Genomic DNA, 16,535 nt, shown 5'->3' with positions numbered 1-16,535 from the left:
TTATCCATGCCCCGCCCTCTCGTCGAACCGTCGCTGGTCCCGGCCTTGCGCCCGGCGCTGCCTGCATTGGCAGCCGGGGTGGTCTCGGCGGCGGCGTCGGGAATCGCGATGCTCGGTGCGCTCTGGTTCGTCGTGCAGCTCATCGGTGAACCGTCGATGAGCTGGGCTGGATGGGCATGTGCGCTCTGGTTCGTCGGCGTAACGCTCGCGGCCACGTCGTCGTGGCTCTCGCACCACGCCGAGTCGCTCTTCGAGGCCAGGCTCCGACGCCAGCTCGCAGCCCACCTCGTTCGTCTGCCGGCAAGTGTGCTGTCCCGCTACAGCGGCGACGCACTGAGAAGGCTCGTCTCGGACGACATCTCGGCGCTGCACCATATGACTGCGCACCTACCGGCCGAGTTCGCGACGCTGATCGTGGTCCCCGCGGTCACGATCACGGTGCTGGTCATCTCAGCCGGCCCCGTGGCGCTTCTCGCTCTGGTCCCCGGCATCGTTGCCGCACTGTTCTACCTGATCGTGATCCCCCGAATGGCCGCGCGCCACAGCGCTGAAAGCGCGGATGTCATGGGCGACATCGTGACCTCCGTGGATGACTATGCTCGCGGCATCCGCGTCTGCCGGATCTACGGCGCGCAGACCGGCGCTGCCGCCGACTATGCAGCATCGACGGCACGGTTCACTCGCGGAATGCAGGAGCGCGTTCGACTCGTGGCTACCCCCGCGGCCGTCGCAGTTTCCCTCATGCAGGCGACGGCGACGTTCGCGATCGCCTATGCCGTCGGATTTCGCTGGGATGCACCGACGTTAGCCGCAACCATCCTCTTCAGCCTCGCAATCGTGACACCGGCCCTGCGGCTCGGGCACGGCCTCGACTACGTCACGGCGGGACGCTCTGCTGCAGTCCGACTCGCAGCAGCTCTGGACGAACCCACCCTCCCTGCTGGTGAAGCGCCAACCGTTCCGGCCTCGAGTCCCTCCGATCGACTGGAGATCGTCGACCTGACTGTCACGATCGCGGACCGCAGAGTCATCGACGACGTTACGCATGCATTCCGCCCAGCCACGATCACTGCGATCACGGGACCGAGTGGAGCGGGCAAGTCGACGCTCCTGAAAGCATTGGCCGGCTTCGAAGTCCCGGAGCTGGGTACCGTCCGCTACGCAGGTCGTAGCATCACCGCGATCGACGAGAACCTGCGGCCACAGTCCATTCTGCTCACACCCCAGGGCGCAGACGTGTTGCCTGCCACGGTGCGCGAGAACATCGCATTGGCCGCACCCGATGCAACGGACGCGGAATACACCGCCGCACTACGCCGGGCGCAGATCGACGTCAGCCTCGATGCCGACGCCACTTCACTCTCCGGAGGAGAACGCCAGCGCGTCGGGCTTGCTCGGGTATTCCTCTCGCCCGCAACAGTACTGCTGCTCGACGAGCCGACCAGTGCACTCGATGATCGCACGGCCGCCGAACTGCTGAAGGAATTGCGACACCTCGCATATGACGAAGGAAAGACGATTGTGATCGTCACCCACGACCCCGCTCTCGCAGACGATGCCGACGATCGACTCGACCTCGGCGGTCGAAATGTGCACGATGCCACCTCGCACAATGCAGCCCTGACTGGAGCCGAATAATGAACAGCACCAATGCGGCCCGCCGACGCTTGATCACCATCGGATTCGGCTGGGTGTCCGTTGCCGTCCTCGAAGCGATCGCGTACACCACCCTCGCGCTCTCGATCGCCGATCACCGGTCACCGGTTCTTGTCCTGGCCACGGCGGCGATCGCGCTCTTCGTGACCGTGCTCGTCTCGCGGGCAGGGTACTTCACCGGGGCTCGACTCGTCGGCGATCTCTACGACGCCCTCGGTGGCGCGTTCGCCCGCGCGAAGCTGTCCTGGTTCACCGACGACAACCGGGCACTGCTCGCCACCGTCGCCGGCCGCGGGATCCCGTCACTGATGAGCGTTCCCGCGCACCAACTTCAGACGTTCCTCGTTGCACCACTGATCCCGCTGCTCCTGCTTCCCGGAATCGCGGTCGTCGCGGGGCCAGGCGTCATGCTGCTCGTCGGCGGACTGCTCGCCGTGTCGCTCGCCGCTCAGACGCTGGCCCAACGCGCGCTCAGCCGAGCGGACGAGCGCCGACACGAGGCCGAGTTCGCAGCAACGCAGTCGACACTCGAGCTCACCGACCATCTCGAATTACTGCGTACGGCAGCCGGTCCCACGCGTGCCGTCGATCGCATCGAGCGAAGCTGGCGGGATCAGGAAGCTGCGCTCGCACGGACAAATCTCGCCGCGGCACCAGCGACATTCATCTCGGCGATCGCCACCATTGTGCCGCTGGCAGGCGCAGTGATTTTCCTCGCCGCCACCGGATTCGACGATCCCGCAGCCGCTCTCGCCCTCGTCACCCTCACCGCTCGCGCCGCTGCGCCGCTCGACGAACTCGCCCTCGCCGGAATCGGAGTCAACGAACTGCGCGCAACGGTTCACGACTACCGCGCCGCGACCTCGGCTCCAGCACTGCCTGAGCCCGCACCCCAGGACGCCGCGCGCCCTGTGGGGACGGACATCAAGGTCGTCGTGGTGGACCACGCTCCGGTTCTGCATGGTATCAACGCGGAGATCCCCGCTGGTGAGCGTGTTCTCGTCGCAGGGCGCTCCGGTACGGGCAAGAGCACACTTCTCGGGCTACTCATGCGCTTCGACGACCCGGACCAAGGCAGCGTCACTCTCGGCGGAGTTTCATTGCGCGACTTGCCCTACGACGACCTGGCGGCGCACATCGGCTACGTCCCCCAGGATCCACTCGTGTTCTCGGGCACTCTCGGTGAGAACATCGGACTCGGAAGACCGGGCGCCTCCGAAACCGAGATCGAGGACGCCGCCAGGCGTGCTGCCCTCGGTGCCGTTCTCGATCGCTCGACGCTAGGAATCCATCAGGACATCGGACACCAGGGTGCCGCTCTCTCCGGCGGCGAACGTCAGCGGGTGGCGATCGCTCGCGCCTTCCTCAAAGACGCTCCCGTCCTGGTGCTCGACGAGGCGACCTCGGCTCTCGACGAGGGCACCGAACGCCGCATCGCCTACGCCGTGCGGGAATTGGCGGCAACCGTCTTCGTCGTCACCCACCGCGACCCTGCCATCTGGGGGCCCACCCGCATGATCACTCTCTGACATCGCATACCCTAGTGCTCGCGTTGCAGTCCCTCGACTTCGGCAGGTGTACGACAGATAACCCTTGCAGGTGTTCCAGCAGCCACGACGTGATCCGGAATGTCTTGCAGCACCACACTTCCGGCACCGATGACAGCGTTCTGACCGATCGAGACTCCCGCACCGACGGTGACGGAGGCACCAAGCCACGTGTTCTCACCGATGACGATCGGAGCGGCTCGCTCCCACCCCTCGCGACGCCGGCGATGATCATCGACAGGGTGCAACGCTGTCATCAGTTGGGCTCCAGGCCCGATCCTCACGTCCGCGCCGATTGTGATCAGCGCGTCATCCATGAAGAACCCGTTCGCGTTGACGAATGCGTTGGCTCCAAGCCGAATGTTGTATCCGTAGCTGCATTGGAACCGCGGCACCACCGATGCTCCCACGCCTACCTCACCAAAAAGGCTGGCGAGAGCCTGCGAGCGGACAGCATCGTCGTCCGCCGAAGCCCCATTGAACGAGTCGAGTCGACGCCAACACTCCAGTCGCCGCTGCCTCAGCTCGTCATCATCGAGATACCACTCACCACGAGCAAGACGATCCGCCTGTTCTCCCACACTCGGATCGTCGCACATCGCGCAACGGCACCCCTGTTGGGCGCGTTGCACTCGACAAAGCGCTACAACAGAGCGGCTTCCATCCCGCCCAATTTCTCGAGCTCAGCTAAGCCGCTCGATGATAGTGACGTTCGCGGTCCCGCCACCCTCACACATGGTTTGGAGTCCATACCGTCCATCAATGCGGTCCAACTCGTGCAACATCGTGGCGAACAATTTGGTGCCAGTCGCCCCAAGCGGGTGACCCAATGCGATTCCACCACCGTTGGGATTGACCCTGGAGGGATCTGCACCTGTCTCGATCAACCAGCTCAGAACCACCGAAGCGAATGCCTCGTTCATTTCCACGGTATCCATCTGGCCGATCGCCATGCCGGATTTCGCCAGTGCATACTTCGTCGCGGGTATCGGCGCCGAGAGCTGCAGCATCGGATCGTCGCCGCGCACGGTCATATGATGAATACGCGCTCGCGGCTTCAATCCATGAACATCGAGCGCCTTCTCGGAGACGATCAGGGCCGCTGATGCGCCGTCACAGATCTGCGAGGCCACGGCAGCCGTCAGCAACGAGCCTTCCCTCAGCGCGGGCAATGCAGCCATCTGCTCCATAGATGTCTCTCTTGGGCATTCGTCAACGACGCAACGCCCCAATGGCACTGTCTCACGATCGAATCGACCCGCTGCGATGGCAGCACGGGCACGCTGATGCGATTGCAGTGCCCATTCCTCCATGTCTTCACGGCTGATGCCCCATTTCTTGGCAATGAGGTCGGCGCCGACGAACTGTGAGATTTCAGCCTCGCCGAATCGTGCAGCCCACCCCCGGGACTTACTGAAGGGCGTGTCGAATCCGTATTCGTTGCCGGCACGCATCGCCGCAGAGATAGGAATCGCGGACATGTTCTGCACGCCGCCGACAAGCACCACGTCTTGGGTCCCGCTCATGACCGCCTGCGCTGCGAAATGGATGGCTTGCTGTGAAGATCCGCATTGTCTGTCGACTGTCGTTCCTGGGATGTCCAGCGGTAGGCCTGCTGAAAGCCAGGCAGTGCGGGCGATGTTGCCCGATTGCGGCCCGATCGCGTCGACACAACCGAAGATCACATCGTCGACGGCCATCGGGTCCAGTTGGGTGCGGTCGAGAATCGATGTGATCACGTGGGCCCCCATGTCCGCTGGGTGCTCTCCTGCGAGCGCGCCGTGCCGTTTACCCACGGGAGTGCGGAGCGCATCGACGACATATGCCTGGGGTGCAACCATACGAACTCCTCCGAATCGAGCTTTGGTCGGGCTTTCGATGTCCACACTCTAGCGATCAAGCGTTTGCTTGGTTTGTGAAACAATATTCAATCTCGAACATCTCATCCAATGAAATCCATTGCTGTCGCAAATATTCGACAGTTCGATGATCGATCACCCCACCTGACATGGCGGCCGAAGTCGCATCCACACCTATAAATGCGCATTGACAGGATTGTGAAAATAGCTGCGCTCGTTGAACTTCGAGCAGAACGAGTACAAGATTCATATCAATTGTCGTGCCCACAGAAATCCTTCGTCTACCTCGCAAACCGGGCTTTGCTCCGCCACAAGTCGGTTGGACGATGGATGAAAAGTTAGTACTTTCGGTGGAGCCAACTGCGATATGGCCTTTCATCGCCGAACGCAGAGTTCACATGCCGATACACGTTGCAGGACAACGCTTCTGTAAATTGCGACCAATTCAGCGATTCACGAACCCCCGCTGACTCGAAAACTGGATCCCCTTGCGGTAATGGCACTCCGGGTAGAGCATGGGCACCACACCGTCTTCGATTACCGGAGGTTACCGTGACGAATCTCGTACGCCGACTATCTGCCTGCGTATCCATAGTGGCCGTTTCGGTTCTCGCGCCCGCAGCCATTGCCTCCGCTTCTGTCACCGTTCCGTTCCAAATCAACCCGGCACCGTTCGGGAACCCAAACGGCAGCTTCGACGCACCCCCCGTCCACTGTGTGGCGGTAGTCGGCGAACAACCTGGCACGGTGACGATCACCGGCGCAAAAGACGAGCGTTGGGGTTGCATGCTTTCGACCGAAGTGCGCTGGATGAACCTCTCGACAGGAACGTCCGGCGCCGGTCGGCTTTCGGGCGACAACCAAGGAACCCCGGGGGAGGCAACCCTGCAGACTGCAGCCGGGCAAGTCGCCGTCGCCATATTGCCTGCCGCCGGACCGATCACCCCGGGCTTCGCGACCTTCTTCGTCCCATAGGCAACCCCCAAAAACCGGGACATCTGCTGCACGAACAGACCCGTCGCCACATGATCATGTGGCGACGGGTGAGTGCTTTCCGATCTGCAGTTGTGTACCTACAGCTTCGCGCTGATGAGCGGCACGATATGTTCAGCCGCCCACATCGTTCCGATCGGGCCTCCGCTCGTGATTGCCCACAGAACATCCCCGCCGTCGGCGGTGCGAGGAGGCAGGCCAACCCAGTGCCCGGAGGACACCGCTCCAAGTGCTTGGAACAGCTTCCCGCCGGTCAGCTTGTCGAAATCTTCCTCGCTGCCGGCGGCGCTGCGGCCGATCAGCAGGAAGTCCGCATCGATGTTCTCGAGAAGTTCCTCGCCGACAGTGCTTTTGGTGACGAACTCTTGTGCGCGCGGGTTCTCGGCAAAACCGAGCTCACCCAGGAATGTTGCCGGCGCCGAACCTGGCGCTGAAAGATACTGCAGCCCATTGCCGGTGCCGTAGAAGATCGCCCAAGTCGAAGTCAGACCCGCGAGTTGCGGGTTCTCCTCACGCACTTTGGCGAAGTACTGATCATGCTCTGCCACAACCTTTTCAGCCGCATTCGAGAGATCGAGGGTCTCGCCCAGAACACGGATCGACTCCTTCCACGGCACGAGCATCCGCGACTTCGTGTCGGGACTCGTCACCACCGGTGCGATGGAGGATAAACGCTCGTAGTAGTCGCCCATGGACAAACCACCCAGGCCGTCAGCCCAGCCGACGGCGACGATGAGGTCCGGTTCGCTCGCGGCGATCGCTTCGACGGGAAGTGTTCCACCCATCGCGAACTCGAAGGTGTCGAGATCCTCTGCGTCGTAAGGCAACAAGTACGACTGGGAAGCCGATTCCTTCACCATCGACGAGGAGAGGACGGGTTTGACGCCGAGCGCGAGGAGCATTTCCGTGTCGACGGCATTGGGCACGATCGCGGCGATCCGCTCCGGTCGCTTCTCGAGAATACTTGTACCGTATGGCGATTCCAGGGTCAGCGGGTAAGTGGTCGTTCCTTCCGCAGCGGGAAGGGCGTTCCCCTCCGAACCGGGAGAGGACGCCGTTTTCGAGTCTTCGGCCGAGGCCGAGCACCCGGTTACGAGGAGCGCTGCGGCGAGCGCGGCCCCGATCAGTCCGGTGATCTGTGATCGTCTGGTGCGCAGGACTGTCATTTCTGCCTTTCGGTGTTATCGAACACTTTCGGTGTTATTGAGCGCCTTGGGTGTTACCGAGTGATGGATCCAGGTCAGGAATCTGCGCGCACGGTGTCCCCGCGCTTCCAATAGCCGGTGAAGTCGATGTCGGTCTTCGCGATCCCCCGATCACGGATGAGGTATCGACGGAGCGATCGAACCGTCGCCTGCTCTCCTGCAAGCCAAGCGAATACGCGTCCGTCAGACCATTCGGCAGCACGGACCGCATCGAGCAACAAAGAAGTAGTGCCGGGCTCGGCCTCCTCGCGTGGCAACCACGTGATGCTCACCCCGGGCAACTCGCGCACCGATTGAATGTGAACCGAGTCCGCAATTTCGACGAACACCTGCCCCCTGGCGTCGGCGGGCAATTCCTCGAGCAGACGTGCGATCGCAGGCAGCGCCGTCTCGTCACCGACGACCAACAGTTGCTCGCAATCATTCGGAAGTCCTTGTGATACCGAGGGACCCGCGATATTCATTCGGTCGCCCGGGTTGGCGTCGCGCGCCCAAGTGGTAGCCACTCCACCGCCGTGAACGACAAAATCGACGTCGAGTTCCCTTGTTCGCGGGTCGTAGCGCCGCACGGTGTACGCGCGGGCGAGTGGACGGCGTCCCGCTGCAAAAGTCACACTGCCGTCGACTATCACCGGCAGGACCGGCTCGGTTTCGCCGGGGTAGGCGAACAACAACCGGATGTCGTCGTCGAAGCCCGTGCTGGCGAAGGCAGGCTCGAGGTGACCGTCCGCGTTGGTGAAGGCGTCGAGCTGCGCTCCGGTGAGCGTCACTCTTCGCATTCCCGGCGTCACGTTTGTCACGCGACGTACCTCGAGTTCGCGCAAGGTAACGGGATACGCCGTTGTCGGACGGGTGTTTCGGGGCACGGAAAGACTCCTCGGAAGCGCACAGACGGGGGTTCGGCCCACGTTCGATCACGGCGGGAGGGCCAATAAATAAAGCTAGCCTGCCCTAATCGGCTACGGTTATCCGTGCGTGCCGACTTCTTACACTCATCGGCCGCCTACGCGAGAAGGCATCTACATCAGGAGGGCATCGTGGGACCACGGTTGGTGTTCTCCGCGGGTGAAGTACCCAAGATCCCTGCTGCTCGGCTCGCCTCGATCGCGAATGAACGTGAACCGCTGCTGTTCTGGGTGCACACCGGACGCGCGGAACTGCAGATCGGCGACCGCGTCCGCAGCCTGACCGTGGGGGCGGCAGTGTGGGTACCAGCGGGAATCGCATACAGCATCCAGGTCGACCCGGGAGCGGTCGCGTTTCCCATTCCGATGCCCGCTGCCGACCTGCCGCCGACGTTGAACCGGATCATCGACTTCGAGATCCCGGCAGCCTGGCAGGACTGGCTCGTCCACCAGTTCGCGCACAACTTGGGATTTCTGCGCGGTGGGACGGCTGTGGGAGCCGGACTACTCGAGCTTGTCGCGGGAGCCCATTCCCACGACGCCGACGCTTCGGTGTCGTACGCCCCACCGAAGTTGCCACGCTCGGCCGAGGCCCTCGAGATCGCTCGCACGCTTCTACGAACGCCTGCCGACGACACCGACCTTGCCCAGTTCGCCCGGCAACTCAAGATCGGGGTCCGCACTCTGCAGCGCAGGTTCACCGAGGAAACGGGGTTGCCGTTCGTGCGCTGGCGCACCACAGCACGGATCGCGGCGGCGACCGTTTACCTGGACGCCGGACGCGAAATCGGTTGGACGGGTATGCAGGTGGGATTCGCGACGCCCGCGGGCTTCACCCGAGCGTTCCGTGAACACACTGGCATGACACCCAGCGACTACGCGCGGGCCCACCGTCGCTCGACGCCGATCCAGGAGAACGAGACTCTGGCACAGGGCGTCGCACTGTTGTCGGAGGAAGGCGCCCAGTCGGACTCTGCACCGGCACCCCCGACGATCCCCGCAACCGGAACGTGGGCAAGGGTCAACGACTTTCACGTCGTCATCTGGATCTACCGAGGTTCCGCCCGGGTCACTTTCGGCGACCGAACCTGGAACCTGCGGCGGGGCGACGCGATGTGGCTTCCCGCGGGAGTACGCAACAGCGTCGAGATCGGGGAGGGCTCACTGTTACTTCCGCTCGGATCCCAGCCGGGCGCCTCTCCCGTCAACGCACCGCCGCCACGAGTGCTGCACTTCGCTCGCGAAGCGGAGGCGTATCTGTTGCACACGGTGGTCGCGAATTACACCCACCTACGCCCCGAGATCCACGATCCGGCGCAGATCGCGAGGCAGGTCCGAAGTATCGCGGCGGTGCGTCCATCCGCCGGCCGTCAGACCGATCCAATCGAGCGGATGCTTGCCGCGCTCCGAGGGGACCCCAAAGATTCGCGCACGCTGTCGGACTGGAGCGCTCGACTCGGCGTCGACAAGAACATGCTCCACAAACGCTTCGTAGCGGCCACCGGCCAGAGCTACCCGCACTGGCGTGCTCAGTTGCGCATGACCCTTGCCCGCGCGCATCTCGAGGAGGGCCTTTCGGCCGGAGAGACTGCCCGCCGGCTCGGCTACGCGCACGCCTCCGGCTTCACCAAGGTCTTCGTCGCTACCCACGGTATGTCGCCGCGGGACTACCAGCGCCGTGGGTGGCGAGGCGCGACCGAAGGACTCATCGACTCGTGACCTTCGTCGGAGTAATTCCGACAGGCGCCACTACACGAACAACGCGGCGGCCATTCCGGCAAAAACGAGCGAGATGGCAAACAAGTAGAGACGCAGAATGCCGCGATACCTCTCGCGAGCCTGCTCCACTTCGTACGAACTACTCAGAGTCCGGAAGAGAACTACGAGCATCAGAGCGACGGCTGTGAACAGTGTGACCACGATGACCCAGTCCGTCGTGGTTTCCACCGGCGCTTTGCCGTCGTCGCGAATTGCCCACTGAGCCAGAAAGTTCAGCAAGAACCCCAAGATGATGCCGAGCGAAGTCACCATCGGCTGACGGGTATCCCGAATGTCGTCGTTCATGATCACTACTTTCTTGACTAAATTTTCAGTCAGGAGCTATTCTCTGTGCAAGTAAGTCGGCGCCGGAGAAATCTGGTGCGATCGAACAGTAGCTGGATGTTGCCCCGCTCGCGCGCGATGAACAGATTCCTCGAAGACCAAGCGAGCACGCGAAGAGCAGAAGGAGTCACCGCAATGCAAAGACGTCGGTTCATTCAGGCAGGCGCAGCTGCGCTCAGTGGCCTCTTTTTGGCAGCTTGCAGCGATTCCGATTCCGCCTCGAGCGGGAGCAATGGCGAAGACGATCCACGCGAGTGGGTAATGCCGGAAGAGGGGGATCCGCACAAGCGCACCTGGATGGCATTCGGCGCCAGTGAAGCGATCTGGGGAGCGGCTCTCCTGCCCGAGGTCCAGCGCAATCTCGCGACGATCGCGCAGACTATCGCGCAGTTCGAGCCCGTCTCGATGCTTGTTCGTTCCGAGGAACTGGACTTGGCTCGCACCCTCGTCGGCCCATCCGTCGAACTGATCACCGCGCCTCTCGACGACCTCTGGATGCGCGACACCGGCCCCGTATTCGTGAAAGGCAACGGGACCAAAGCGGGTATCGATTTCAACTTCAACGGCTGGGGCGAAAAGCAGGATTTTGATCAGGACGGCCAGGTCGCAGCCTTCGTTGCCGCCCGTGCGGGAGTCGAATCATTGCCTACCGACCTAATCCTCGAAGGCGGCGGCATCGAGGTCGACGGCGAAGGCACAGCCATCATCACCGAAAGCTGTGTACTCAACAACAACCGCAACCCGGGATGGTCGAAGTCGGACGTCGAAGCCGAACTCGGCCCTCTGCTCGGTCTCGACAAGATCATCTGGCTACCGGGAATCGCCGGCAAGGACATCACGGACGGCCACACGGACTTCTATGCCCGTTTCGCACGCCCAGGTGTCGTGGTCGCAGGCCTCGACACAGACCCGGAGTCGTTCGACCACGACGTGACCGCACGTCACCTCGAGATTCTCCAGAACGCGACCGACGCACAGGGGCGGAAGCTGGAAGTGGTTGTCCTCGAGGCGCCGGTCGCGATCAGACCCGACTTCGAATCGGATGATTTCGCAGCCGGATACATCAACTTCTACGTCTGCAACGGGGCGGTCATCGCACCCGAGTTCGGTGATCCCGAGGCCGACCAGGCCGCCAGAAGTGAATTGGAGCGCCTCTTCCCCGAACGCCGCGTCGTGCAGATCAACATCGACGCCATCGCCGCCGGTGGTGGCGGCATTCACTGCACCACCCAGCAGGAACCCGCGGACTAGAAACCCGTCCCGACCACCCTCGTAGAATTCGGACTCGTGTCGAACCGTCAAACGCAAATCTTGGAAGCAGCAGTCCGCGTCATTGCCCAACACGGCGTACGCGGGCTGAGGGTGGAGACGCTCGCTGCCGAGGCCGGAGTGTCGACGGCACTCATCTACTACCACTTCCAGAATCGCGCAGGTGTGCTGCGCCGGGCCCTCGATCACATCAACGATCGCGCCGCGCTGTACACCGAAAGCGCCTTCACGGAGACAGACCCTCGTGCGCAGCTCGAGCAGATGCTCCTGCTGGAGTTTCAGAATTCCCCGAAGATTCGGGAGAACAGCATCGCCTGGGGTGAACTCCGAGCAAGCGCAGTCTTCGCCGACGAACTGCGCGAACCGCTACGCACCACGACGCAAGAGTGGGCCGACGACATCGAATCTTTGATCCGCCAAGCGCAGGACGCCGGGCTCGCTGACCCGAAGGCAAGCCCGGCCGACGCCGCCGAACGACTCACCGCCCTGGTCGAGGGTCTGAGTGAACGCTGGCTGAGCGGCTCGATCCCCATCGAACGAGCCCGAGAACTGCTCACCGGCGCGATCAGTGTGGAGATCGATCCGAGCTAGCCTCTACCGCTCGTCGACGCCCTTCGATTCCGGCGACAGAGCCGGGAACCAAATGTCGGTCAGAACCTCGGCGGCCTGAACCCGTGTCACGTCGATCGTCCCCTGCACGGCCCAGCGTGTGAAGAATCGCTCCAACTGACTCACGAGCAGTTCGACGCGCAACCTCGCCTCGTCGTGCTGTTCCGAGGGCCACCGACCCAGGTACTTGGGCATGGCATTCGGTAGTTGGGTCATACCGTCTCGCGCTGTCTCGCGGAACTCCGGTTCGAGTGCCACGGCCTCGTCCCACGCCGGCAGCAGGCGCTTGTTCTCGTCGAACCAGTCGAAGGCACGCTGCAGCCAAGCCGTGAATTCCACGCGAGAGTTCGTGTCGAGGACCCGATCGAGATCGATGTAGAAAGCGAACGCACTCGCCGCCATCCCCGCCGCGCCGATCGTTTTGAGCATCTCCACCTTGCTGGCGAAATGCACGTAAAACGTGGCTCGACTGCATCCGACGACCGAGGCGATGTCATCGACCGTCACCGCCGCGTATCCCCGTTCCTCGAACAACGTGCGTGCGGCGTCCACGAGCTTGGCCCGCGTCGCGCGTTTCTGCTCGTCGCGAAGTGTTCCCCGCCTGTTCTTCGGGCCGTCCGTAGTCGTGCTCACGTCGCCCACCTTGCTCGCATTTCGACCTCCTGGCAAATCACCGACTCGCCGTCATCAAAAAACATTGCGTCATTCATTGACACAACGTCAGCGAATGGCGCACTATGACTCAAGTCACTTCTCGGGCTTCGATTCCTCTTCTCGCACGCCCGAGACAGAACAGAAAGCGATGGCGAATGAGCCCCTCCCCCTTGCCGAGCGTGTGCATCATCGGCGCCGGGCCCACCGGAATCACGACAGCCAAGCGAATGAAGGAATTCGGAATACCCTTCGACTGCTACGAAGCGTCCGACGAGGTCGGCGGAAACTGGTACTACAAGAATCCCAACGGGATGTCGGCCTGCTACCAGAGCCTGCACATCGACACGTCGAAGTGGCGCTTGGCATTCGAGGACTTCCCGGTCTCTGCCGACCTTCCCGACTTCCCCCACCATTCCGAACTCTTCCAGTACTTCAAGGACTACGTCGAGCACTTCGGCCTGCGTGAGTCGATCATCTTCAACACCAGTGTTGTTGCGGCAGAACGTGATGCAGACGGACTGTGGACCATCACGCGCTCCGACGGTGAAGTCCGCACCTACGACGTCCTGATGGTCTGTAACGGCCATCATTGGGATCCCAACATCCCGGACTATCCCGGTGAGTTCGACGGGGTCCTCATGCACAGCCACAGTTACAACGACCCGTTCGACCCGGTCGACATGCGCGGCAAGAAGGTAGTCGTGGTCGGAATGGGCAACTCCGGCTTGGATATTGCCTCCGAATTGGGCCAGAGATACCTCGCCGACAAGCTCATCGTGTCGGCTCGCCGTGGAGTCTGGGTACTGCCGAAATATCTGGGCGGAGTGCCCGGCGACAAACTGATCACCCCGCCCTGGATGCCGCGTGGTCTACGACTGTTCCTGAGCCGTCGATTCCTCGGCAAGAATCTGGGAACGATGGAAGGCTACGGTCTACCCAAGCCCGACCACCGCCCCTTCGAGGCCCACCCGTCGGCCAGCGGCGAGTTCCTCGGACGCGCCGGGTCCGGCGACATAACCTTCAAGCCTGCCATCACCAAACTCGACGGAAAGCAGGTGCACTTCGCGGACGGCACCGCCGAGGACGTCGACGTGGTCATCTGCGCCACCGGCTACAACATCAGCTTCCCCTTCTTCAGTGATCCGAATCTGCTGCCGGACAAGGACAACCGATTCCCACTGTTCAAGCGAATGATGAAGCCCGGCATCGACAACCTCTTCTTCATGGGACTGGCGCAGCCCATGCCGACACTCGTCAACTTCGCCGAGCAGCAGAGCAAGCTCGTCGCGGCCTACCTGACCGGTAAATACCAACTGCCGTCTGCGAACGAGATGCAGGAGATCACCAAGGCCGACGAGGCATACTTCCTCGCCCCCTATTACAAGTCGCCGCGGCACACCATCCAGCTCGAGTTCGATCCCTACGTTCGCAACATGAACAAGGAAATCGCCAAGGGCACCAAGCGTGCCGACGGCTCGGGAAACAAGCTACCTGTTGCGGCGCGTGCAGCCGCACACGAACTCGAGAAGGCGGATCGCGCATGAGTCTGGTGAACGGTCACTGCAACAACGAGTTCGAAGCCGTCCGCACGGCCTTCGAGGCTCAACTCGAATCCGGCGAGGAACTCGGCGGCTCCATCGCCATCACCGTCGACGGAGAACCCGTCGTGGACCTCTGGGGTGGATACGCCGACGAATCTCGCACCACTCCTTGGGGCAGCGACACCATCGTCAACACCTTCTCCATCACCAAAACGATGACGGCACTGTGCGCACTACTCCTGGTCGAACGTGGCCAACTGAACGTGTACCAGAAGGTTGCTCACTACTGGCCCGAATTTGCGGCAAACGGCAAGGAAGACATCGAAGTTCGCCACCTGCTGTCACACACGTCCGGGGTCTCCGGTTGGGAGCGCCCGATCGAACTGACGGACATCTACGACCTCGAGGCGTCCACCGCCCGCCTCGCCACCCAGCCACCGTGGTGGACCCCTGGTACGGCGTCGGGCTATCACGCGATCAACTACGGCCATCTCGTCGGCGAGGTCATTCGTCGCATCGACGGGCGGACTCTCGGCAGGTTCTTTGCCGAAGAGCTTGCCGGTCCACTGGGCGCTGACTTCCACATCGGCACGTCCGCAGAGCATTTCGGTCGAATCGCGACTCTGGTTCCGCCGCCCGCATTGGAATTCGACCTGTCCACGCTCGATCAGGACAGCATCTTCATCAAGACCCTGACCTGCCCACTACTCGACTACCCCGAGGTCAACACCGCGCCCTGGCGGGAAGCCGAGATCGGCGCAGTCAACGGCCACGGCAACGCACGTTCTATCGCCAGGGTCCAATCCTTGATCTCGTGCGGCGGTGTGCTCGACGGCCAGAAGCTGCTCTCGCAGAGCACTATCGACCTGATCTTCGAGATCCAAGCCGACGGTATCGATCTCGGGATCATGACACCACTCAAGTTCGGCATCGGCTACGGACTGCCGCACCCGGTTACCGCGCCACTGATTCCCGACGGACGCGCCTGCTGGTGGGCAGGTATCGGCGGTTCGATGCTGGTCAACGATCTGGACCGACGGATGACCTTCGCCTACGTCATGAACAAGATGGCACCGGGTCTGATCGGATCCGACCGCAGCAACGCTTACCTGAGCGCCGCATACAACTCCGAGGTCAGCGAGGTCAGTTCATGAAGGCAGCTCAGCTCATGGGGCCCGGGCTCCTGGAAATCAACGACGTGCCGGTCCCGGAGATCGGTCCGTCGGAACTACTGATTCGGGTTGGCGCAGCGGGAATCTGTCACTCCGATCTCCATCTCCTGCACTTTCCGTACAAGATGCGCGAAGAACCACTGACCATCGGCCACGAGATCGCGGGCACAATCGAAGCCGTCGGCAGTGCCGTCGACGGCCGTTCCACCGGGGAACGCGGCGTTGTCTACCTGTGTTGGTCGTGCGGACAGTGCCGAGAATGTATGAGCGGCAACGAGAACATGTGCCTCGCCGCCGGACGCACTGCAATGCCGCCCTGCCCCGGGCTCGGCCCTGAGGGCGGCATGGCCGAGTACGTCAAGATTCCGGCTCGCTCCTTCGTGCCCATCGGAGACCTCGACTTCCTGCAGGCCGCACCACTCGCCGATGCGGCGCTGACGAGCTACCACGCCATTCGCGGCGCCCGCGAACATCTTCAGCCCGGTGCCACCGCCGTGGTAATCGGCATCGGCGGGCTCGGTCACGTTGCAGTACAGATACTTCGGGCAATCAGTGCCGTGCGCATCATCGCTGTCGACGTCGGACCGGATCAACTCGATCTTGCCAAACGCTGCGGCGCAGACATCACGCTCGAATCGGGACCGGACACCGCGCGCCAGATCCTCGACCTCACATCGGCCAGAGGCGCAGAAGTCATCTTCGACTTCGTCGGTGTCGATGCAACTGCACAGATGTCGGTTCAAGCGGTTGCACCGAACGGCGCGTATCGCATGGTGGGCCTCGGAGGCGGAAACCCCGGAATCACCGCCGAAGCTGCCGGCGGACCAGGTTGGCCGTGGGGAGCATCGATCCGGAAGTCCTATGGCGGCACCAGAAACGACCTCGTCGATTCCATCGCCCTGGCACAGGCCGGTCTGGTAACCGTAGAAGTAGCCCGCTTCGACCTCGCTGATGCCCGAGACGCACTCGACCGTCTCGAACACGGCAAGGTCACCGGACGCGCAGTGCTCGTACCCTGATCT

16 protein-coding genes are annotated in these 16,535 nt (G+C 62.6%); 9 read left to right on the top strand and 7 right to left on the bottom strand.

The window, feature by feature from the left end; translation table 11 throughout:
- Positions 1 to 6 precede the first annotated feature (6 nt).
- Together ACFWEM_RS01610 and ACFWEM_RS01605 are read left to right on the top strand one after the other, a co-directional pair.
- Positions 7 to 1,638 (top strand): ATP-binding cassette domain-containing protein, encoded by a 1,632-nt coding sequence (locus ACFWEM_RS01610; protein WP_378530542.1) that lies wholly within the window; start codon positions 7 to 9, stop codon positions 1,636 to 1,638.
- Positions 1,638 to 3,185 (top strand): ATP-binding cassette domain-containing protein, encoded by a 1,548-nt coding sequence (locus ACFWEM_RS01605; protein ID WP_378530539.1) that lies wholly within the window; start codon positions 1,638 to 1,640, stop codon positions 3,183 to 3,185. The genes ACFWEM_RS01610 and ACFWEM_RS01605 overlap by 1 nt, the downstream gene beginning before the upstream one ends.
- Before the next feature lie 11 nt (positions 3,186 to 3,196).
- On the opposite strand, the gene ACFWEM_RS01600 is transcribed toward ACFWEM_RS01605, so the two are convergent.
- From ACFWEM_RS01600 to ACFWEM_RS01590, 3 genes are all read right to left on the bottom strand, one after another.
- On the bottom strand, positions 3,197 to 3,784 hold the full coding sequence (locus ACFWEM_RS01600; RefSeq protein ID WP_378530537.1) for a sugar O-acetyltransferase: 588 nt from the start codon (positions 3,782 to 3,784) through the stop codon (positions 3,197 to 3,199).
- 102 nt (positions 3,785 to 3,886) lie between these two features.
- Entirely contained in the window at positions 3,887 to 5,044 is a 1,158-nt protein-coding gene (locus ACFWEM_RS01595; RefSeq protein ID WP_378530535.1) for an acetyl-CoA C-acetyltransferase, read from the bottom strand.
- Between the two features lie 55 nt (positions 5,045 to 5,099).
- Positions 5,100 to 5,330 carry a hypothetical protein gene (locus ACFWEM_RS01590; protein WP_378530533.1) on the bottom strand — a complete coding sequence of 77 codons (231 nt, stop codon included), beginning with the start codon at positions 5,328 to 5,330 and terminating at the stop codon, positions 5,100 to 5,102.
- 326 nt (positions 5,331 to 5,656) lie between these two features.
- On the opposite strand from ACFWEM_RS01590, the gene ACFWEM_RS01585 reads away from it, so the two are divergent.
- Positions 5,657 to 6,037, top strand: coding sequence for a hypothetical protein (locus ACFWEM_RS01585; RefSeq protein ID WP_378532702.1), 381 nt, complete (start codon positions 5,657 to 5,659; stop codon positions 6,035 to 6,037).
- Positions 6,038 to 6,135: 98 nt separating this feature from the next.
- On the opposite strand, the gene ACFWEM_RS01580 is transcribed toward ACFWEM_RS01585, so the two are convergent.
- On the bottom strand, positions 6,136 to 7,221 hold the full coding sequence (locus ACFWEM_RS01580) for an ABC transporter substrate-binding protein (RefSeq protein WP_378530531.1): 1,086 nt from the start codon (positions 7,219 to 7,221) through the stop codon (positions 6,136 to 6,138).
- A gap of 74 nt (positions 7,222 to 7,295) precedes the next feature.
- Positions 7,296 to 8,126, bottom strand: coding sequence for a siderophore-interacting protein (locus ACFWEM_RS01575; RefSeq protein ID WP_378530529.1), 831 nt, complete (start codon positions 8,124 to 8,126; stop codon positions 7,296 to 7,298).
- Between the two features lie 171 nt (positions 8,127 to 8,297).
- Between ACFWEM_RS01575 and ACFWEM_RS01570 the strand changes: the two genes are divergently transcribed.
- Positions 8,298 to 9,884, top strand: a complete 1,587-nt coding sequence (locus ACFWEM_RS01570) for a helix-turn-helix domain-containing protein (RefSeq protein ID WP_378530527.1) — start codon at positions 8,298 to 8,300, stop codon at positions 9,882 to 9,884.
- A 30-nt stretch (positions 9,885 to 9,914) separates the two neighbouring features.
- Here the strand turns inward: ACFWEM_RS01570 and ACFWEM_RS01565 are convergent, their stop codons facing one another.
- Positions 9,915 to 10,229 carry a hypothetical protein gene (locus ACFWEM_RS01565; RefSeq protein WP_378448288.1) on the bottom strand — a complete coding sequence of 105 codons (315 nt, stop codon included), beginning with the start codon at positions 10,227 to 10,229 and terminating at the stop codon, positions 9,915 to 9,917.
- A 174-nt stretch (positions 10,230 to 10,403) separates the two neighbouring features.
- On the opposite strand from ACFWEM_RS01565, the gene ACFWEM_RS01560 reads away from it, so the two are divergent.
- Entirely contained in the window at positions 10,404 to 11,519 is a 1,116-nt protein-coding gene (locus tag ACFWEM_RS01560) for an agmatine/peptidylarginine deiminase (protein WP_378530525.1), read from the top strand.
- Positions 11,520 to 11,555: 36 nt separating this feature from the next.
- Positions 11,556 to 12,128 (top strand): TetR/AcrR family transcriptional regulator, encoded by a 573-nt coding sequence (locus ACFWEM_RS01555; protein ID WP_378530523.1) that lies wholly within the window; start codon positions 11,556 to 11,558, stop codon positions 12,126 to 12,128.
- A 3-nt stretch (positions 12,129 to 12,131) separates the two neighbouring features.
- Here the strand turns inward: ACFWEM_RS01555 and ACFWEM_RS01550 are convergent, their stop codons facing one another.
- Positions 12,132 to 12,788, bottom strand: a complete 657-nt coding sequence (locus tag ACFWEM_RS01550; protein ID WP_378530521.1) for a TetR/AcrR family transcriptional regulator — start codon at positions 12,786 to 12,788, stop codon at positions 12,132 to 12,134.
- Between the two features lie 167 nt (positions 12,789 to 12,955).
- On the opposite strand from ACFWEM_RS01550, the gene ACFWEM_RS01545 reads away from it, so the two are divergent.
- From ACFWEM_RS01545 to ACFWEM_RS01535, 3 genes are read left to right on the top strand one after another with little or no spacing between them, the layout of a single operon-like run.
- Entirely contained in the window at positions 12,956 to 14,344 is a 1,389-nt protein-coding gene (locus ACFWEM_RS01545) for a flavin-containing monooxygenase (RefSeq protein ID WP_378530519.1), read from the top strand.
- Positions 14,341 to 15,495: a serine hydrolase domain-containing protein gene (locus ACFWEM_RS01540; RefSeq protein ID WP_378530517.1), complete on the top strand. Its 1,155-nt coding sequence runs from the start codon at positions 14,341 to 14,343 to the stop codon at positions 15,493 to 15,495. Before ACFWEM_RS01545 ends, ACFWEM_RS01540 begins: the two co-directional genes overlap by 4 nt.
- Positions 15,492 to 16,532 (top strand): NAD(P)-dependent alcohol dehydrogenase, encoded by a 1,041-nt coding sequence (locus ACFWEM_RS01535; protein WP_378530515.1) that lies wholly within the window; start codon positions 15,492 to 15,494, stop codon positions 16,530 to 16,532. The genes ACFWEM_RS01540 and ACFWEM_RS01535 overlap by 4 nt, the downstream gene beginning before the upstream one ends.
- Positions 16,533 to 16,535 lie beyond the last annotated feature (3 nt).

This window comes from Rhodococcus sp. NPDC060176 (assembly GCF_042728675.1).
Taxonomy (GTDB): domain Bacteria; phylum Actinomycetota; class Actinomycetes; order Mycobacteriales; family Mycobacteriaceae; genus Rhodococcus_F.
Note: the sequence above shows the minus strand (reverse complement) of the source record. Positions and strands in the feature narration are given on the sequence as shown.